Here is a 19351-nt window from a genome sequence, read left to right on the forward strand (position 1 = left end):
ATGTACAGTTAGCGCTTAGGTGAAATTATGATGAACAACGATTCCGGTCTTCAATTAAGTCATGTCCTTAACCAGGAATGTACCCGCAGTGGCGTTCACTGCCAGAGCAAAAAACGCGCTCTGGAAATCATCAGTGAACTGGCCGCAAAACAGTTAAGCCTGCCACCTCAGGTGGTGTTTGAGGCCATCCTGACCCGTGAAAAAATGGGCAGTACCGGTATCGGCAATGGTATTGCCATTCCGCATGGCAAGCTGGAGGAGGACACACTGCGCGCCGTTGGCGTGTTTGTCCAACTGGAAACGCCAATCGCATTTGACGCGATTGATAACCAGCCCGTCGATCTGCTTTTCGCGCTGCTGGTGCCTGCTGACCAGACCAAAACCCATTTGCACACGCTCTCGCTAGTGGCCAAGCGTCTGGCAGATAAAACAATTTGCCGCCGTCTGCGCGCAGCCCAAAGTGATGAAGAACTGTATCAAATTATCACCGAAGTGGAAGGCAATCAGGATGATGCGTAACCATAAGATGGCCTCCACATCTGCAGGCGCGAGGAGAAACGGAACATGGTGCTGATGATCGTCAGCGGTCGTTCGGGCTCGGGGAAATCCGTGGCCCTTCGGGCGCTCGAAGATATGGGTTTTTACTGCGTCGATAACCTTCCGGTCGTACTGTTACCAGAACTGGCGCGTACGCTGGCTGACAGACAAATTTCTGCGGCCGTCAGCATCGACGTCCGTAATATGCCGGAATCGCCGGAAGTCTTTGAGCAGGCGATGAGCAGCCTGCCAGAAACCTTCACTCCGCAATTGCTGTTCCTGGATGCCGATCGCAACACGCTGATTCGTCGCTACAGTGATACCCGACGTTTGCATCCGCTTTCCAGCAAAAATCTCTCTCTCGAGAGCGCTATCGACGAAGAGAGTGATTTACTGGAGCCGCTGCGTTCCCGTGCCGATCTGATTGTCGACACCTCCGAGATGTCGGTTCACGAACTGGCCGAGATGCTGCGCACCCGCTTGCTGGGTAAACGTGAGCGTGAACTCACCATGGTGTTCGAATCGTTTGGCTTCAAACATGGGATCCCTATCGATGCGGATTATGTGTTTGACGTACGCTTCCTGCCCAACCCGCACTGGGACCCTAAACTGCGTCCAATGACCGGTCTGGATAAGCCTGTTGCAGCATTCCTCGACAGACACACAGAAGTTCACAATTTTATATACCAGACGCGTAGCTACCTTGAGCTATGGTTACCTATGCTGGAAACCAACAACCGCAGCTACCTGACCGTAGCCATTGGTTGTACCGGCGGGAAACATCGTTCGGTGTATATTGCTGAACAGCTGGCCGACTATTTCCGCTCACGCGGTAAAAACGTACAGTCTCGTCATCGCACGCTGGAAAAACGCAAAACATGACCGTAAAACATACCGTTGAGATCACCAATAAGCTGGGCATGCACGCCCGTCCAGCGATGAAATTGTTTGAATTGATGCAGGGTTTTGACGCTGAAGTGTTGTTGCGTAACGACGAAGGCACCGAAGCTGAAGCCAACAGCGTTATCGCGCTGCTCATGCTCGATTCCGCCAAAGGTCGACAGATTGAAGTCGAAGCCACCGGCCCGCAAGAAGTTGAGGCGCTCGAAGCGGTGGTTGCCCTGTTTAACTCAGGCTTTGACGAGGACTGATTAAGCGGTTTGCCCTTCGCCCCTTTGCACGAGTTCAAGGGGCTTGAGTCTCACTCAGTACAGTTTATTCCCGGTCATAAACCCTTCCCCACCTAACTGACGCATCTGGCGCATAATCCACGCCTGGCGGTTGCGGACGTATCCCGATGGCGCATTCGCTTTATAGATGATGGGGTTCGGCAAAACGGCGGCCAGCAGCGCCGCCTCTGACTGGCTCAGGCGGCTGGCGGGCTTGTTGAAATAGCGTTGTGCAGCGGCCTCAACACCAAATACCCCATCGCCAAACTCGGCGATATTCAGGTACACCGTCAGAATGCGTTTTTTACTCCAGACCGTTTCCATTCCGACCGTCAACCCGGCCTCCAGCCCTTTTCGTACCCAGCTTCGACCATCCCACAAAAACAGATTTTTCGCCGTCTGCTGTGAAAGTGTTGATGCGCCGCGTACGCGTTTTTCATTGCGCTCATTGTGGGCCAGCGCCTTCTCGATGGCGGAAACGTCAAACCCCCAGTGTTCCGGGAACTTCTGATCTTCCGCCGCAATCACCGCCAGTCCCATCCATGGCGAAATCTCGTCCATGCTCACCCAGTCGGAATGTGCCACATAACTGAAATGGCCGGTTAGCCATGCGCTGATTTGACGCTCCAGCATCACCGCCGAAAAGGGCACGGGCATAATGCTAAATAACGCGATGCCGCCGCCCCAGAAAACGGCCAGCGCCAGCACCACGCGAATGAAGATTCGCTTCGCCCATGCGACGGGAGAACGTTTTTGACTCACTGGGTCAGAACCAACACGCGGTCAACCAGCTTATCAATACCGGTTGCGGCTTCTGCGATGTTTTGCGCCACCATGTAAGCTGGCGTGGTAACGATCTTATTGTCTTCGTCGACAACGATATCGTCGACCGGGCAAGGGACATGTTCACCGCCCATCTCTTCGATCGCTTCCGCCGTGTCAATATCGGTACCAATGGTCAAACGTAACGGGAAATCAAAAATCTTTGGCAGCATAGCGGGCGCGATACACATAAAGCCCAGTGGTTTTCCCAGAGCATGCATGCGCTGAGCCAACGCTTGCAACGCGCTATCGACGTGGCATTCACTCCCCTGGCTGGCAAAAGTGCTCAAATTTTTTGCCGCGCCAAACCCACCGGGAACGATCAGCGCGTCCAGTTCATCAGCATTTGCCTGCGCCAAAGGCAAGATATTGCCTCGCGCAATACGGGCAGCTTCAATGAGCACATTACGCGTTTCAGACATCGGTTCACCAGACAGATGGTTAATCACATCCACCTGATTTTTATCCGGCGCAAAGCAAACGGCTTCTGCGCCCTGTTTTGCCAGCGCAAGCAGCGTCAGAACGGATTCATGGATCTCCGCACCGTCGTAAACGCCGCACCCACTTAGCACTACACCCACTTTTTTCATCTTGCTGCTCCTTCTCTGCAACCGTCTGAAGCATATTAAAAATTCTGATTAAAACGCTATGCTTCACACATTTCACTGATTCATGTAACAAATCATTTAAGATTTGCTATCTTAACTGCGTGCGGCCTAATTCTTAAGGCAGCGTCCATGCGAAAACAACACAAAAAATCAGGCGCGGCCACGATTTCCCTGGTGTTGGCGCAGTATTTCGCGCACCCCGGTTTATCCGGGGTCATTTTTTTGTACTTTCCACCCACGCTTTCAGCACGGCAACATCGTTTTGCCATTCCTGCTTCATCTCTTCAACCCATTCACCCACGTTATCTGACCATGCGGGTAAATCGGGAGACTGGATCTGCTGACCCAACTGCTGCAAATGACGCAAGCCAATCGACCCGGCGGCACCTTTAATCTTGTGACCTTCTTCGACGATACCCTTCTGATCGCGAGCCGTCAGGTTGGATTCCAGCACGCTTAAATATCCTGGCATCATTTTTTCGAATACAGCCAGGCCATCGGTAATCAGCTTCGGTCCAACCAACTCGATATACTGTTCAAGCATGGCGATATCCAGAATCGTTTGTGCTTTTTCGCTATCAACGGACGTCATGGTGCTCTCCTCTTCATCACAGGTATCCCAGAATTTCTTGATCATGGCAGTCAGGGCGGGCACCGCCAGCGGCTTGCTGAGCACATCGTCCATACCGGCATCGAGGTACTCTTTTTTGTCCTTCAGCACGTTCGCCGTCAGCGCGACCAGCGGCGGAAGTTCATCACGAGCATAACGTTGCGTCAGCTCGCGAGAGATATCCAGCCCGGTCATGTCCGGAAGCTGGATATCCAGCAGCACAAGATCATATTCGCCGGGGGTAAACATCTCCAGCGCGGCGGTGCCGGTCATGGCCACATCGACGCTATTACCGAGTTTTTCCAGTACCGAACGGGCGACAATCACGTTCAACTCAATATCTTCAACCAACAGCACATGCAGCGCCGGTAATGGCAGTTCGTCATTTTCGAAGGTGTCTTCCACTTCTTCCGCTACCGCCGGGGCATGGACAGTCAGCGTAAACGTTGAGCCTTTACCCTGCTGGCTTGAAACCGTGATATCCCCCCCCATGCTTTTTGCCAGGCGGCGGGATACGGCCAGGCCAATCCCGGTTCCGGTGGCGGGTTTCCCGCCGTTGCTGTCTTTCACCTGATAATACATGGCGAAAATCTTGTCGTGCTCATCCTGCGGAATACCGATACCGGAATCTTGCACTTCAAAGTGCAGCATATCGCCCTGGTCAAAACGGATGCGAACCACCACTTCACCCTGCTGGGTAAATTTCACGGCGTTGCTGATAAGATTCCACAGGATCTGACGCAGCCGCGTCCCGTCAGTCACCACTTTATGCGGCAACGGCAATGTTGGCTCAAGCACAAAACGCAGCCCTTTTTGCTGGGCCTGTAAGCCAGAAAGATTTTCAAGATCGGCCAGGAAACCGGTGAAGTCTACCGGCTGGTTATCCAGTTGGACTTTGCGGCGCTCCATCTTATCCATGTCGATAATATCATTGAAAATATTACCCAGCGTCACCGCTGAAACATGAATGGTTTTGAGGTATTTCTCCTGTTCGCTGGTTAGTTCGGTATCCAGCAAAATACGGCTGAGACCCACGATGCCATTCAGCGGCGTACGCAACTCATGGCTGATGGTGGAGATAAAGGTGGTTTTGTCGCGGCTGGCACGCTCAAGCGCATCCTGATAGCGCTTACGCTCGGTAATATCGCGGCCAAAGCCCATCAGTCCGTGACGTTTACCGACGCGATCGTAATACGGCACTTTGCGGATTTCAAAACAGGCTTTGCGCCCATCCGGATAATCCAGCCACTGTTCGTAGGTCAACGAGACATTGTGACGGAAAACTTTCTCATCGGTTTCAATCACTTTGACCGCGGCTTCTTCTGAGTAAACGTCCTGCGGTTTAAGGTGTATCAGCTGCTTTTCGCTTTTTCCCGTCAACAACTCCATGGCCCGGTTGCAGCCGGAAAATTCTTTATCTTCATTGCGATAGAAAACGAGATCGGGTGAGGCATCAAGGAAAGAACGCAGGAATGAGGATTGCTGTTCGAGCTGAATTTGCGTCACTTCGCGCTCTTTCATCTCGATTTTCAGTTGCTCAAGCGTGGCCTGACGTTCCGCTTCCGCCTTCTCACGATCTGAAATCTCCTGGTTCAACTGCGCAATGTTGTCCTTCAACTGCACGTTGAGTTTGAGATCGCGATCGCGCATCTCCTCCAGCTTTTGCACCAGCCGGGAAAGACGCTGGCGTGACTCCTCCAGCTGCTCCACCACCACCGAGAGAAAATAGACAGCCCACGGCGTGATCAACAAACCAAAGAAGATTGAGCGGATAACGTCAATGCTCTCAACCTGACCGTGCAGCACCATGGTCACGGCCATCTGTACCACAATCGCCAGCACCACCAGTGCCAGCGCCAACAGTAGGGAGAAACGCACCAAGCCGAGCTTCATCATCAGATCGACGTAATACTGCGCCAGCATACGAATTTGCTTCATAGGGGATCCCTTCACAACATCATCGCTCAATCATACTCAAATTTGAGGCAAGACGTTGAAGGTTGTGTGAAAAAGTTCGGAGTGAAGCGGGTGGTGAGACTCACTCCCGGCGATGCGGGAGTGAGTCAGGTCATCAGGAGCGTCTGAGGAGCAACCAAAGGCTTATCAGGAGGAACGAAGCGCTTGGCAACAGCGCACCAATCAGCGGAGGAATGCCGTATACCAACGTCAACGGACCAAAGATCTGATCCAGCACGTAAAAGACGAAACCGAAGCTGATCCCCGTCACCACGCGCACGCCCATTGCCACGCTACGCAGCGGCCCGAAGATAAACGACAGGGCCATTAGCATCATCACCGCAACCGACATCGGCTGGAAAATTTTGCTCCACATGTTGAGCTGATAACGCCCTGCATCCTGGCCGCTCGACTTCAGATACTTCACGTAGTTATGTAAGCCGCTGATCGATAACGCATCGGGATCCAACGCCACTACACCCAGTTTGTCTGGGGTCAGGTTGGTCTTCCAGGTGCCTGATACCGTCTGAGAACCGGTGATTTGCTTAGGATCTTGCAGGTTAGATTCATCCACCTGCGACAAACGCCACACCCTTTTTGCAGAATCAAATTTTGCCGTCGCCGCATACCGGACGGACTGCAAACGACGATTATCATTGAAGGCGTAAATACTCACGCCGCCCAGTTCATCTTCGCCCTTCACGCGTTCGATATAGACAAAATTATTGCCGTCTTTTGCCCACAAGCCCTGCTGCGTGGACATCAGCGAGCCGCCGTACATGGCTTGCGCGCGGTAATTACGCGCCGTCTGCTCGCCCTGCGGTGCCACCCACTCGCCAATCGCCATGGTCAGTAACACCAGCGGAATCGCCGTTTTCATAACCGACAGCGCCACTTGCATACGGGTGAAACCCGACGCCTGCATCACCACCAACTCACTGCGCTGCGCCAGCATCCCCAGACCTAACAATGCGCCAAGCAGCGCGGCCATGGGGAAGAAAATCTGCACATCTTTCGGGATGCTCAGAAGGGTATACATCCCCGCACCCAGTGCGTCGTAACTGCCTTGCCCGGCCTTTTTCAACTGGTCAACAAACTTGATGATGCCGGAGAGCGACACCAGCATGAATAACGTCATCATGATGGTGGTGAAAATAGTTTTACCGATATAGCGGTCAAGAACGCCAAACGCCTGCATTACACCGCTCCTTTACGCATTAAACGGGAACGCATGCGACGCATCGGCACGGTATCCCACAGGTTCAATACTACCGCCAGTAGCAGGTAAAGACCGTTGACTGCCCATGTCCAAATCATGGGATCGATCTTACCCTTTCCACCGTTAGACTTGATGGACGTTTGCAGCAGGAAGAACACCAGATAGAGGAGCATGGCGGGTAACATTGACAGTACGCGGCCCTGACGCGGATTGACCACGCTCAGCGGCACGACCATCAGCGCCATCATAAATACGGTGAATACCAGCGTCAGACGCCAGTGCAATTCTGCGCGGGCGCGATTGGTATCGGTATTGATTAGCGTGCGCATGTCCATCTGCTCGGTATCCGTCGGGTCAAGCGCAACGTTTTGATGCCCGACAACCGCCTGATAGTTTTGGAAGTCCGTAATACGGAAATCGCGCAACAACGCTGTGCCTTCAAAACGCGTACCCTTATTCAACGTCACAACCTGAGAGCCGTCTTTACGTTGAGTGAGTTGACCGGAATCAGCCACCACCACCGACGGACGGGCGTTGCCTTTAGTCCGGATTTGCGCGAGGAACACATCATCGAAACGGCTACCGTCCACGCTCTCGATAAAGAGCACAGAACTGCCGTCAGAAGCTTGCTGGAACTGGCCTTGCGCCAATGCAGCCATGCCTGGGTTCGCTTTGGCCTCTGCGAGCACTTCGTCCTGATGTTTTGAAGACCAGGGACCAGCCCACATGACGTTCACTGCAGCCACGATACCCGTGAACAGCGCCAACACCATCGCCGCTTTGACCAACACGGCTTTGCTTAAGCCGCAGGCATGCATGACCGTGATTTCGCTTTCGGTATAGAGTTTGCCCAGCGTCATGAGCAGGCCGAGGAAAAGACTTAGCGGCAGAATAAGCTGCGCCATTTCAGGCACGCCTAATCCGAGCAGAGAAAGCACCAGATTTGTTGGGATTTCACCGTCAACAGCCGCACCGAGGATCCTGACCAGCTTCTGACAGAAAAAGATCAGAAGCAGGATGAAAAGGATGGCCAGTTGGCTCTTGAGCGTCTCCCGTACCAGATATCTTATGATTATCACTTTAAATACGCCCGTAAAAACCCGTCTCTTTGCTGGAATATTGCTTGTTTCATGGCTTAAAGGTCATTTATTCTCTTGAGTCGTCGAAATCATCGCTAAAATTAAAAAACCCGGCGGATTCGCGCTTCAGGAAATTTTTTGAACTGCCGAAACCGTAGTAACGTAAGATTAACACGAAGTCACCACAACAGCGGATGTGAGTTACGAAAGGTTTCAATTCTATCCGTAGCCGCCGTCGTTGTCTTTAAGATTCAGGAGCGTAGTGCATGGAGTTCAGTGTAAAAAGCGGTAGCCCGGAGAAACAGCGGAGTGCCTGTATCGTTGTGGGCGTCTTTGAACCACGCCGTCTCTCCCCGATCGCCGAACAACTCGATAAAATCAGTGACGGCTATATCAGCGCCCTGCTTCGCCGTGGCGAACTGGAAGGCAAACCTGGGCAGACGCTGTTGCTGCATCATGTTCCCAATGTGCTGTCCGAACGCATTCTGCTGATCGGCTGTGGTAAAGAGCGTGAGTTGGATGAACGTCAGTATAAACAAGTTATTCAGAAAACCATCAACACGCTGAATGATACTGGCTCGATGGAGGCCGTTTGCTTCCTGACCGAACTGCACGTTAAAGGCCGTAATACCTACTGGAAAGTGCGCCAGGCGGTTGAGACAGCGAAAGAAAGTCTCTACAGCTTTGATCAGCTGAAAACCACCAAAAGCGAACCGCGTCGTCCGCTGCGTAAGATGGTCTTTAATGTGCCCACTCGTCGCGAACTCACCAGCGGCGAACGCGCTATTCAGCACGGTCTGGCGATTGCTGCCGGTATCAAAGCGGCAAAAGATCTCGGCAATATGCCGCCGAATATCTGTAACGCGGGCTATCTGGCGTCTCAGGCGCGCCAGCTGGCGGATTCGTACAGCAAAAATATCGTCACTCGCGTCATCGGCGAACAGCAGATGAAAGAGCTGGGGATGCACTCGTACCTTGCGGTCGGCAACGGTTCCCAAAACGAATCGCTGATGTCGGTGATTGAGTACAAAGGCAACCCGTCGGAAGATGCACGCCCGATTGTGCTCGTCGGTAAAGGGCTTACCTTTGACTCCGGCGGTATCTCTATCAAGCCTGCTGAAGGCATGGATGAGATGAAGTACGACATGTGCGGCGCTGCGGCGGTGTACGGTGTGATGCGTATGGTGGCCGAACTGCAGCTACCGATTAACGTTATCGGCGTGCTGGCGGGCTGCGAAAACATGCCTGGCGGGCGAGCGTATCGTCCTGGCGATGTGCTGACCACCATGTCCGGCCAGACTGTCGAAGTTCTAAATACCGACGCCGAAGGCCGTCTGGTGCTGTGCGATGTGCTGACCTACGTTGAGCGCTTCGAGCCTGAAGCGGTTATCGATGTCGCTACGCTGACCGGTGCCTGTGTGATTGCCCTGGGCCATCACATCACCGGCCTGATGTCGAACCACAACCCGCTGGCGCATGAGCTGATCGGTGCCTCCGAACAGGCTGGCGATCGCGCGTGGCGTCTGCCGCTGGGCGATGAGTATCAGGAACAGCTGGAATCCAACTTTGCGGATATGGCGAACATCGGCGGTCGTCCGGGTGGCGCTATCACCGCAGGCTGCTTCCTGGCGCGCTTCACGCGTAAGTACAACTGGGCGCACCTCGATATCGCGGGCACCGCATGGCGTTCCGGTAAAGCCAAAGGCGCGACCGGTCGTCCTGTCGCCCTGCTGTCACAGTTCCTGCTCAACCGCGCCGGGTTTAACGGCGAAGAGTAAACTAATCGTATGCCCGACTGGCGCGTTGCCGTCGGGCACTACGTTTAAATTCACCACAAGAAGCCCCATATATGAAGAATGCAACGTTCTACCTTCTGGACAATGATACCCATCAGGATGGTCTCAGCGCCGTCGAACAGCTGGTGTGTGAAATTGCCGCAGAACGTTGGCGAAATGGAAAACGTGTACTGATTGCCTGCGAAGATGAACAGCAGGCTATTCGCCTCGACGAAGCGCTGTGGGCAAGACCGCCCGAGAGTTTTGTCCCGCACAATTTATCGGGTGAAGGACCACGCGGCGGCGCGCCGGTGGAAATTGCCTGGCCGCAAAAACGCAACAGCAGCGCACGCGATATCTTGATTAGCTTGCGTGCGGGCTTTGCAGATTTTGCCACCGCTTTCACAGAAGTGGTAGACTTTGTCCCTCACGAAGATTCTCTGAAACAACTGGCGCGCGAACGCTACAAAGCGTACCGCCTGGCTGGTTTTAACCTGAATACGGCAACCTGGAAATAATGGAAAAGACATACAACCCACGAGATATCGAACAGCCGCTTTACGAGCACTGGGAAGAGCAGGGCTATTTCAAGCCTAACGGCGATGAAAGCAAAGAGTCCTTCTGCATCATGATCCCGCCGCCGAACGTCACCGGCAGTTTGCATATGGGTCATGCTTTCCAGCAAACCATCATGGACACCATGATCCGCTACCAGCGCATGCAGGGTAAAAACACCCTGTGGCAGGCAGGTACTGACCACGCGGGTATTGCTACCCAGATGGTGGTTGAGCGTAAAATTGCCGCTGAAGAAGGTAAAACCCGCCACGACTACGGTCGCGACGCCTTTATCGACAAAATTTGGCAGTGGAAAGCAGAATCTGGCGGCACCATTACCCGTCAGATGCGCCGTCTCGGCAACTCCGTGGACTGGGAGCGCGAGCGCTTCACCATGGACGAAGGCCTTTCCAATGCCGTGAAAGAAGTGTTCGTCCGCCTGTACAAAGAAGATCTGATTTACCGTGGCAAACGCCTGGTAAACTGGGATCCAAAACTGCGCACAGCAATCTCCGATCTGGAAGTGGAAAACCGCGAGTCTAAAGGCTCGATGTGGCACATCCGCTATCCGCTGGCAGATGGCGCGAAAACCGCAGACGGTAAAGATTATCTGGTCGTAGCCACGACCCGTCCGGAAACCCTGCTGGGCGATACTGGTGTGGCCGTTAACCCGGAAGATCCACGCTATAAAGACCTGATCGGCAAGTTTGTAGAATTGCCGCTGGTGAATCGTCGCATCCCGATTCTGGGCGACGAACACGCCGACATGGAAAAAGGCACCGGCTGTGTGAAAATCACCCCGGCGCACGACTTCAACGACTATGAAGTGGGTCGTCGTCACGCTCTGCCGATGATCAATATTCTGACCTTTGACGGTGACATCCGCGAAAGCGCAGAAGTGTACGACACCAAAGGCGAAGAATCTGACGTTTACCCAAGCGATATTCCTGCGGAATTCCAGAAGCTGGAACGCTTTGCCGCGCGTAAAGCGGTGGTTGCCGCCATTGACGCGCTTGGCTTGCTTGAAGAGATCAAACCACACGATCTGACCGTTCCTTACGGCGACCGTGGCGGCGTGGTTATCGAACCAATGCTGACCGACCAGTGGTACGTACGTGCCGATGTGCTGGCAAAACCTGCGGTTGAAGCGGTTGAAAACGGCGACATTCAGTTCGTGCCGAAACAGTACGAAAACATGTACTTCTCCTGGATGCGTGATATTCAGGACTGGTGTATTTCTCGTCAGCTGTGGTGGGGTCACCGTATCCCAGCGTGGTACGACAACGAGGGCAACGTGTTTGTCGGCCGCACCGAAGACGAAGTGCGCCAGGAAAATAACCTCGGTGCCGATGTTGCGCTGCGTCAGGACGACGACGTTCTCGATACCTGGTTCTCTTCCGCACTGTGGACTTTCTCTACGCTCGGCTGGCCAGAGAACACCGACGCGCTGCGTCAGTTCCACCCAACCAGCGTGATGGTATCCGGCTTCGACATTATCTTCTTCTGGATCGCCCGCATGATCATGATGACCATGCACTTCATCAAAGATGAAAACGGCAAACCTCAGGTTCCGTTTAAAACCGTCTACATGACCGGTTTGATTCGTGACGATGAAGGCCAGAAAATGTCCAAATCCAAGGGCAACGTTATCGACCCGCTGGATATGGTTGACGGTATTTCGCTGGCAGACCTGCTGGAAAAACGTACCGGCAACATGATGCAGCCGCAGCTGGCGGAAAAAATCGCCAAGCGCACCGAGAAGCAATTCCCGGACGGCATCGAGCCGCACGGCACCGACGCCCTGCGTTTCACCCTGGCGGCGCTGGCCTCTACCGGTCGCGACATCAACTGGGACATGAAACGTCTGGAAGGTTACCGCAACTTCTGTAACAAACTGTGGAACGCCAGCCGCTTTGTGCTGATGAACACGGAAGATCAGGATTGTGGTTTCAACGGTGGCGAGATGACGCTGTCGCTGGCGGATCGCTGGATCCTCGCGGAATTCAACCAGACCATCAAAGCATACCGTGAAGCGCTGGACACTTACCGCTTTGATATCGCGGCAGGTATCCTGTACGAATTCACCTGGAACCAGTTCTGTGACTGGTATCTGGAGCTGACCAAGCCGGTGATGAACGGCGGCAATGAAGCTGAACTGCGCGGCACGCGCAACACGCTGATCACCGTTCTGGAAGGTTTACTGCGCCTGGCGCATCCGATCATTCCATTCATTACCGAAACCATCTGGCAGCGCGTGAAGGTTATCAAAGGCATTACTGCCGATACCATTATGCTCCAGCCGTTCCCGGAGTTTGATGCCACCCAAGTGGATGAAGCCGCGGCTTCCGATACCGAATGGCTAAAACAGGCGATCGTTGCCGTACGTAATATTCGTGCGGAAATGAACATCTCTCCGGGCAAACCGCTGGAACTGCTGCTGCGCGGTTGCAGTGATGCTGCGATTCGTCGTGTTAGCGAGAACCGTAACTTCCTGCAAAACATGGCGCGTCTGGAAAGCATCACCGTGCTGCCAGCCAATGATAAAGGTCCGGTTTCCGTGACCAAAATCATCGATGGTGCTGAGCTGCTGATCCCAATGGCTGGTCTTATCGACAAAGACACTGAGCTGGCGCGTCTGGCGAAAGAAGTGGCCAAAGTCGAGATCGAAATTGGCAAGATCGAAAGCAAGCTGTCCAACGAAGGTTTCGTGGCGCGTGCACCTGAAGCGGTTATCGCGAAAGAGCGTGAACGCCTGGTTGCATTCGCTGATGCAAAAGCGAAACTGATCGAACAGCAAGCGGTTATCGCTGCGCTGTAAGAGCTTAGCCCCTTACCTGTTCGCAGGTAAGGGGACTCCTCCCTGAAATATCCTCGCTTGCACTCCCTTTTCTGCGATGCTATTAACTGCAACTGTGTGTCAATTTTTGTCATGAGCCATGCTATGAGCGTAATTACCCCGACCGCCGCGACCACGATGCGTCGGATAACAGAGCTGGATAATTCCGGCATCGCCACCGTCATTCGTGCGGTTTCGGCTGAATATGGTCTGACGGCCGATAAGGGCTACACCGTTGCTGACCCGAATCTGGATGAGTTGTATCAGCTCTACAGTCAGCCAGGCCACGCCTACTGGGTCATTGAGCAAAATGGTAATGTCGTCGGCGGAGGCGGTGTTGCACCGCTGAGCTGCAGCGAACCCGACATCTGCGAACTGCAAAAAATGTACTTCCTGCCGTCCGTGCGCGGCCAAGGGCTGGCGAAAAAGCTGGCGCTGGTAGCACTCGATCACGCTCGCGGGCAGGGATTTAAGCGCTGTTATCTCGAAACCACCGCGTTCCTCAAAGACGCTATTGGGTTGTATGAACACCTCGGCTTTGAGCACATCTCAGAACCCCTCGGTTGTACCGGGCACGTCGACTGCGAAGTCAGAATGCTGAAAAATCTGTAAATTCCTTTCCCGCCCTCTTCTGTTAAGCGGCTGTAAACTGAATGCTCTACACTCTCAGTTCACACCAAAACGGGGGAAAGACGATGTCGAAGATAAAAAGCTACGCCGCACCGCAGGCAGGTGCAGAACTTGAACTGTACGAATATGATGCGGGCGAGCTGAAAGCAGAAGACGTCGAAGTACAGGTTGATTATTGCGGGATCTGCCACTCAGACCTGTCGATGATCGACAACGAATGGGGTTTCTCAAGCTATCCGCTGGTTGCTGGACACGAAGTTATTGGTCGCGTGGTCGCACTCGGGACGGCTGCCCAGGACAAAGGGCTTAAAATCGGTCAGCGTGTCGGTATCGGCTGGACTGCACGTAGCTGCGGACATTGTGATGCCTGTATTAGCGGCAACCAGATCAACTGCCTGGAAGGCGCTGTCCCGACAATCCTCAACAAAGGCGGTTTCGCCGACAAGCTCCGCGCCGACTGGCAATGGGTTATTCCACTGCCGGACAGCATTGATATCGAATCCGCAGGCCCACTGCTGTGCGGCGGTATCACCGTCTTCAAACCGCTCCTGATGCATCACGTGACGGCCACCAGCCGTGTAGGTGTTATCGGTATTGGCGGTCTGGGCCACATCGCCATCAAGCTGCTGCACGCCATGGGCTGCGAAGTCACCGCGTTCAGCTCTAACCCAGCAAAAGAGCAAGAAGTCCTGGCGATGGGTGCCGATAAAGTGGTTAACAGCCGCGATCCGGAATTGTTAAAAGCGTTGGCCGGTCAGTTTGATCTGATCATCAACACCGTTAACGTCGATCTCGACTGGCAGCCGTACTTTGAAGCGCTGGCCTATGGCGGTAACTTCCATACCGTCGGTGCGGTCCTGAAACCACTGCCGGTGCCTGCGTTCACGCTGATTGGCGGCGACCGTAGCGTGTCGGGTTCTGCGACCGGTACGCCTTACGAATTGCGCAAGCTGATGAAATTTGCGGGCCGTACGAAGGTTGCGCCAACGACCGAACTGTATCCGATGTCTAAAATCAATGAAGCTATTCAGCACGTTCGTGACGGCAAAGCCCGTTATCGTGTCGTGTTGAAAGCAGATTTCTGATTTACGTCACTCAGATATAGGGTGCGAGCTAATGCCCGCACCCAACCCTCTCCCACGGGAGAGGGTGCACGCACACGTGCTAACGTTTAGCTTTGGCCACTGCCGCAAACACCTCTGCAACCGCGACGGCCCCGGGATCCGTTACGCCCTCCAGGTTCTCTTTATTCACATACGACGAACGCCCGGCTCCGGCTTTTTGCATGCCAGCGGTGTCCTCAGCCCCCTTTTTCGCGGCCTGGGCAGCGGCCTGAATATCGCCGTTTTGCAGCGCTTCTAACGCAGGTTGTAGCGCGTCGATCAAGGTACGATCGCCAAGATCCGCTCCGCCGTATTGCTTCATTTGCGCAAGCCCGCTCAGCAATGCCTCCGGCAGTGATTCTCCGTCATGCATTTTCTGCCCGGCCGCTGTAAAGAAGATCGACATCAGAACGCCACTCGATCCGCCCATGACCGTCGCCAGCCGTTCGCCAATCAGCAACAGCAGCTGAGACACATCGTTCAGCGGAAGCTGTTTTTGCTCCAGAAGCTGCGCAATTTCCCGCGCCCCTAGCGCAAACGTTGATCCGGTATCGCCGTCACCCACTTTGGCGTCCAGCGCATTCAAACGGTTCTCCAGCACAAGCAACGTTTGCGTCGCTGCCGCCACTATCGCAGCGACCTCGGCATTCCCGGAAGGCGTAAATTCAACACGATCCTGAATCGCAGTATGTGAAAGCGTGCGTAATGGCGCGAACGCTACCGGCTTTTGCCAGCCGATAGTTTCGACTGGGGCGTTTATAGCGTTCTCAAAGGCGTCATTAAGCTGCAACAGTGACAGCGAAAAGCCTTTCATATCCAGCGAACTCACCAGCGGCGCAGGACCTATCAGATACGCAATATTGTCCTTCAGCGCAGAATCCGCCAGTTCTTTTGTGAGCAGCGCCATCTCCAGCGCCGATACACCGCCAAGATTATTAATCAGCACCGCAAATTTGCCCTCGCCGGCCTTCTCTTTTAGCGGCTTCACCAGGGTGTCGATAATCTCTTTGCTGTTGTGCGTATCAACGACCGACGCACCCGGCTCGCCGTGAATACCCAACCCAAGTTCGACATGCCCTTTCTTGATACGCCCCTCTTCATCGTCGCTGCCCGGCAGATTACAGGTTTGCATCGCCACGCCCAGGCTCCAGATATTCTCACAGGCCTGCTGCGCACTATCCCGTACCTCAGCCAGTGATTTCCCCTGTTCGGCGGCATGTCCGGCAATTTTGTGCACCAGCGCCGTACCCGCAATGCCACGCGGCTGTTTGTTGTCCGGCAGTGCGATGTCATCGGCAACAATCACCATCTCAACCTTCAGCCCATAGCGTTTGGCCTTTTCTGCCGCGAGGCCAAAGTTAAGCCGATCGCCGGTATAGTTTTTGACGATTAACAGGCAACCGTGATCGCCCGTTACCGCTACAATTGCGTTTAACACCGCATCCACGCTCGGTGAGGCAAACAGATCGCCACACACGGCAGCGGTCAACATCCCTTTGCCGACAAATCCGGCATGAGCGGGTTCGTGGCCCGAGCCACCACCAGAAATCACCGCTACACGGCTTTTATCCCAGTCGCCACGCGCAACCACTCGGATGGCCGGATCGATATCGAGTTTGACGAGATTCCCGTGCGGTGCGGAAATCAGTATGCCTTCAATGGCGTCGTTGACCAGCTGTTTGCGATCGTTAAAAAAGAATCTGGACATAGCTTCCCAAAATTTTGTGAACCGTATGCAAAAGCATAGCCTGCACTGGATAATGCGCCGCAAAGTCAGGAATTTACTGAGTCATTTTGCCGTCAGGTTGCCTATACTCCACGCAGGACAAAGAGAGGACGCGCACCATGAGTACACCATTGCTGATTGCCCGAACGCTGGAGAAAGAGCTTTTCCTGCTGCCCGGTATGGCGAACCGCCACGGGTTAATTACCGGTGCGACGGGGACGGGAAAAACCGTCACGCTGCAAAAGCTAGCGGAGTCTTTTTCTGAAATTGGCGTCCCAGTGTTTATGGCCGACGTGAAAGGCGACTTGACCGGCATCGCGCAGGAAGGCACTGCGTCTGAAAAACTGCTCGATCGCCTGAAAAATATCGGGGTGACCGACTGGCAACCGCAAGGTAGTCCGGTGGTGGTGTGGGATATTTTCGGTGAGAAAGGCCATCCGGTGCGCGCGACCGTATCCGACGTCGGCCCTTTACTGCTGGCGCGGCTCCTCAATCTGAACGATGTGCAATCCGGCGTGCTGAATATCATCTTTCGCATCGCGGACGATCAGGGCTTGCTGCTGCTCGATTTCAAAGATCTCCGCGCGATAACGCAGTATATCGGGGATAACGCAAAATCCTTCCAGAATCAGTACGGCAATATTAGCAGCGCCTCGGTGGGCGCAATTCAGCGTGGGCTTCTGACTCTTGAGCAACAGGGCGCCGAACATTTCTTTGGCGAACCGATGCTGGATATCAAAGACTGGATGCGCACCGACAGCAACGGCAAGGGCATCATCAACATCCTGAGCGCCGAAAAGCTCTACCAGATGCCTAAACTGTATGCCGCTAGCCTGCTGTGGATGCTCTCAGAACTTTATGAACAGCTGCCGGAAGCGGGCGATCTCGACAAACCCAAGCTGGTGTTTTTCTTTGACGAAGCGCATCTGCTATTTAGCGATGCTCCACAGGTCCTGCTGGATAAAATCGAACAGGTGATCCGCCTGATTCGCTCTAAAGGCGTGGGGGTGTATTTCGTCTCGCAAAACCCTTCTGATATTCCTGACAACGTTCTGGGGCAGTTGGGCAACCGCGTGCAGCACGCACTCCGCGCCTTCACACCGAAGGATCAGAAAGCCGTAAAAGCCGCCGCACAAACGATGCGCACCAACCCGGCATTTGATACCGAGCAAGCCATTCAGGCGCTCGGGACGGGTGAGGCGCTGATTTCTTTCCTGGACGCGAAAGGCAGCCCGTCCATCGTCGAGCGTGCAATGGTTATCGCGCCTTTCTCCCGCATGGGACCCGTGACGGAGGATGAGCGAAACGGACTGATAAATCATTCGCCGGTGTACGGAAAATACGAGGACGAGGTCGACAGAGAATCCGCCTTCGAAATGCTGCAAAAAGGCGTTCAGGCCAATACTGAGCAGCAAAATACGCCCGTAGCAAAAGGCGAGTCGGTTGCGGTGGATGACGGAATACTCGGCGGGCTGAAAGATATTCTCTTCGGCAGTACCGGGCCACGCGGCGGTAAGCGCGATGGCGTCGTTCAGACCATGGCGAAAAGCGCAGCGCGTCAGGTGACAAATCAGATTGTCCGCGGGATGCTGGGTAGCCTACTCGGCGGCCGACGACGTTAGCGGAGAAACCCAGGGTCTACCAATCGCAGAACCCTGTACACCGTGCGCGTTCAGGTAGCGGTCGAGCTCAACCATCCCTGTCCAGCGGTTCTCACACCAAAGCGGCGCGAGCAGTTCCGGGCGACGGGCGCTGGCGGAAATACGGTGATAAATCACGTCTGGCGGCGTGTGACGAATCATCTCACCCGCCGTAACGGTGTACTCATCCAGCTCAATACCGTTTAATCGCCCCGCTTCCCAGGACTTCGCCATAATGCTGCCTTTGACGATATGCAACGGATGGAGCTTGATGCCATCGACGCCAGTCTCAACCACCTTTTCCAGCGTCTCCAGGCCATGTTGCTGCCCCTCTCCCGGTAGACCCACAATCAGGTGCGAACACACTTTTAGCCCACGCTCGCGGGCAAGTCGCGTAGTGCGTTGGTAGCCAGCAAAATCGTGTCCACGGTTAATGCGGTGCAAGGTTTTGTCATGTGCGGTTTGTAGTCCCAGCTCCAGCCAAATTTCGTAACCCAAATCTTTATATTCGCTGAGCAGATCAAGCACGGCTTCTGGCACGCAGTCCGGACGCGTTCCGACGCATAACCCGACAATATTTGCCTGACTGATGGCCTGCTGATACATCGAGCGCAACACTTGTACTTCTGCCCAGGTGCTGGTGTAAGCCTGGAAATAAGCCAGATATTGCTTTGCACGGTTGACGAGACGGGCCTGATGGGCGAGCTGCACTGCAATAGAATGGTGCTGCTGCGTTTCGTCAGCAAACGAGGCCACATTACAGAAAGTACAGCCGCCACGCCCAATGGTGCCATCGCGATTGGGGCAGCTAAAGCCCCCGTGTAGCGTGAGCTTATGAACCTTTTCACCGTAACGACGCAAAAGATCCCCACCAAACATATTGACTAATTTCTGTAACTGCATAATCTGATAGACCGCCCCGAACAAAGGGGGTAAGCCTGCCATTTTTAGCTTCAGTCGGCGATGACCTGGATCAATCGCTCTGGACCGCTATTATTCATTTGAATAAAAACCCACTATTACTGCAATTTCATTCATCATTCTGGCAATTACTTTTGCTTATGCTCAGGCCCTTTTTTTCACTTA

16 protein-coding genes are annotated in these 19351 nt (G+C 54.1%); 9 read left to right on the plus strand and 7 right to left on the minus strand.

All coding sequences use genetic code 11. The features are described 5' to 3' along the window. The first annotated feature begins 27 nt into the window (after positions 1 to 27). From ptsN to npr, 3 genes are read left to right on the plus strand one after another with little or no spacing between them, the layout of a single operon-like run. Positions 28 to 519, plus strand: a complete 492-nt coding sequence (ptsN, locus tag I6L74_RS05855) for a PTS IIA-like nitrogen regulatory protein PtsN (protein WP_059177324.1) — start codon at positions 28 to 30, stop codon at positions 517 to 519. 45 nt (positions 520 to 564) lie between these two features. Continuing rightward, positions 565 to 1419, plus strand: a complete 855-nt coding sequence (gene rapZ / locus I6L74_RS05860; protein ID WP_015960622.1) for an RNase adapter RapZ — start codon at positions 565 to 567, stop codon at positions 1417 to 1419. Continuing rightward, on the plus strand, positions 1416 to 1688 hold the full coding sequence (npr, locus tag I6L74_RS05865) for a PTS phosphocarrier protein NPr (RefSeq protein ID WP_015960623.1): 273 nt from the start codon (positions 1416 to 1418) through the stop codon (positions 1686 to 1688). The genes rapZ and npr overlap by 4 nt, the downstream gene beginning before the upstream one ends. Before the next feature lie 54 nt (positions 1689 to 1742). On the opposite strand, the gene mtgA is transcribed toward npr, so the two are convergent. The 5 genes from mtgA to lptF all read right to left on the minus strand — a co-directional run bounded on the left by mtgA (position 1743) and on the right by lptF (position 8000). Beyond that, the gene (gene mtgA, locus I6L74_RS05870) at positions 1743 to 2468 is read right to left on the minus strand and encodes a monofunctional biosynthetic peptidoglycan transglycosylase (RefSeq protein ID WP_059177323.1); all 726 of its coding nucleotides are present in this window, start codon (positions 2466 to 2468) and stop codon (positions 1743 to 1745) included. After that, positions 2465 to 3118, minus strand: a complete 654-nt coding sequence (gene elbB / locus I6L74_RS05875) for an isoprenoid biosynthesis glyoxalase ElbB (RefSeq protein ID WP_059177322.1) — start codon at positions 3116 to 3118, stop codon at positions 2465 to 2467. Before elbB ends, mtgA begins: the two co-directional genes overlap by 4 nt. A gap of 232 nt (positions 3119 to 3350) precedes the next feature. After that, positions 3351 to 5684 (minus strand): aerobic respiration two-component sensor histidine kinase ArcB, encoded by a 2334-nt coding sequence (gene arcB / locus I6L74_RS05880; protein ID WP_059177321.1) that lies wholly within the window; start codon positions 5682 to 5684, stop codon positions 3351 to 3353. Positions 5685 to 5817: 133 nt separating this feature from the next. Beyond that, complete coding sequence (gene lptG / locus I6L74_RS05885) at positions 5818 to 6900, minus strand: LPS export ABC transporter permease LptG (protein WP_059177320.1); 1083 nt, start codon at positions 6898 to 6900, stop codon at positions 5818 to 5820. Then, positions 6900 to 8000, minus strand: a complete 1101-nt coding sequence (gene lptF / locus I6L74_RS05890) for an LPS export ABC transporter permease LptF (RefSeq protein WP_059177319.1) — start codon at positions 7998 to 8000, stop codon at positions 6900 to 6902. Before lptF ends, lptG begins: the two co-directional genes overlap by 1 nt. A 266-nt stretch (positions 8001 to 8266) precedes the next feature. Here lptF and pepA point away from each other — a divergent pair, with 266 nt between their 5' ends. The 5 genes from pepA (at position 8267) to ahr (ending at position 14881) form a co-directional block, all read left to right on the plus strand. Beyond that, a complete protein-coding gene (pepA, locus tag I6L74_RS05895) occupies positions 8267 to 9778 on the plus strand; it encodes a leucyl aminopeptidase (RefSeq protein ID WP_015960629.1) in 1512 nt (503 codons plus the stop codon). 71 nt (positions 9779 to 9849) lie between these two features. After that, complete coding sequence (holC, locus tag I6L74_RS05900; RefSeq protein ID WP_059177318.1) at positions 9850 to 10293, plus strand: DNA polymerase III subunit chi; 444 nt, start codon at positions 9850 to 9852, stop codon at positions 10291 to 10293. After that, positions 10293 to 13148: a valine--tRNA ligase gene (locus tag I6L74_RS05905; RefSeq protein ID WP_059177317.1), complete on the plus strand. Its 2856-nt coding sequence runs from the start codon at positions 10293 to 10295 to the stop codon at positions 13146 to 13148. The genes holC and I6L74_RS05905 overlap by 1 nt, the downstream gene beginning before the upstream one ends. Before the next feature lie 123 nt (positions 13149 to 13271). Then, a complete protein-coding gene (locus I6L74_RS05910; protein ID WP_059177316.1) occupies positions 13272 to 13778 on the plus strand; it encodes a GNAT family N-acetyltransferase in 507 nt (168 codons plus the stop codon). Positions 13779 to 13861: 83 nt separating this feature from the next. Continuing rightward, positions 13862 to 14881 (plus strand): NADPH-dependent aldehyde reductase Ahr, encoded by a 1020-nt coding sequence (ahr, locus tag I6L74_RS05915; protein ID WP_015960633.1) that lies wholly within the window; start codon positions 13862 to 13864, stop codon positions 14879 to 14881. A 79-nt stretch (positions 14882 to 14960) separates the two neighbouring features. On the opposite strand, the gene I6L74_RS05920 is transcribed toward ahr, so the two are convergent. Further along, on the minus strand, positions 14961 to 16607 hold the full coding sequence (locus tag I6L74_RS05920) for a dihydroxyacetone kinase subunit DhaK (protein WP_059177315.1): 1647 nt from the start codon (positions 16605 to 16607) through the stop codon (positions 14961 to 14963). A 137-nt stretch (positions 16608 to 16744) separates the two neighbouring features. Here I6L74_RS05920 and I6L74_RS05925 point away from each other — a divergent pair, with 137 nt between their 5' ends. Further along, on the plus strand, positions 16745 to 18247 hold the full coding sequence (locus I6L74_RS05925) for a helicase HerA-like C-terminal domain-containing protein (RefSeq protein WP_059177314.1): 1503 nt from the start codon (positions 16745 to 16747) through the stop codon (positions 18245 to 18247). On the opposite strand, the gene mnmL is transcribed toward I6L74_RS05925, so the two are convergent. Further along, positions 18224 to 19168, minus strand: coding sequence for a tRNA modification radical SAM protein MnmL/YtqA (gene mnmL / locus I6L74_RS05930; protein ID WP_096759594.1), 945 nt, complete (start codon positions 19166 to 19168; stop codon positions 18224 to 18226). The genes I6L74_RS05925 and mnmL overlap by 24 nt on opposite strands. Positions 19169 to 19351 lie beyond the last annotated feature (183 nt).

The sequence above is a fragment of the Lelliottia amnigena genome, from assembly GCF_019047465.1.
GTDB classification, from domain to species: domain Bacteria; phylum Pseudomonadota; class Gammaproteobacteria; order Enterobacterales; family Enterobacteriaceae; genus Enterobacter; species Enterobacter amnigenus.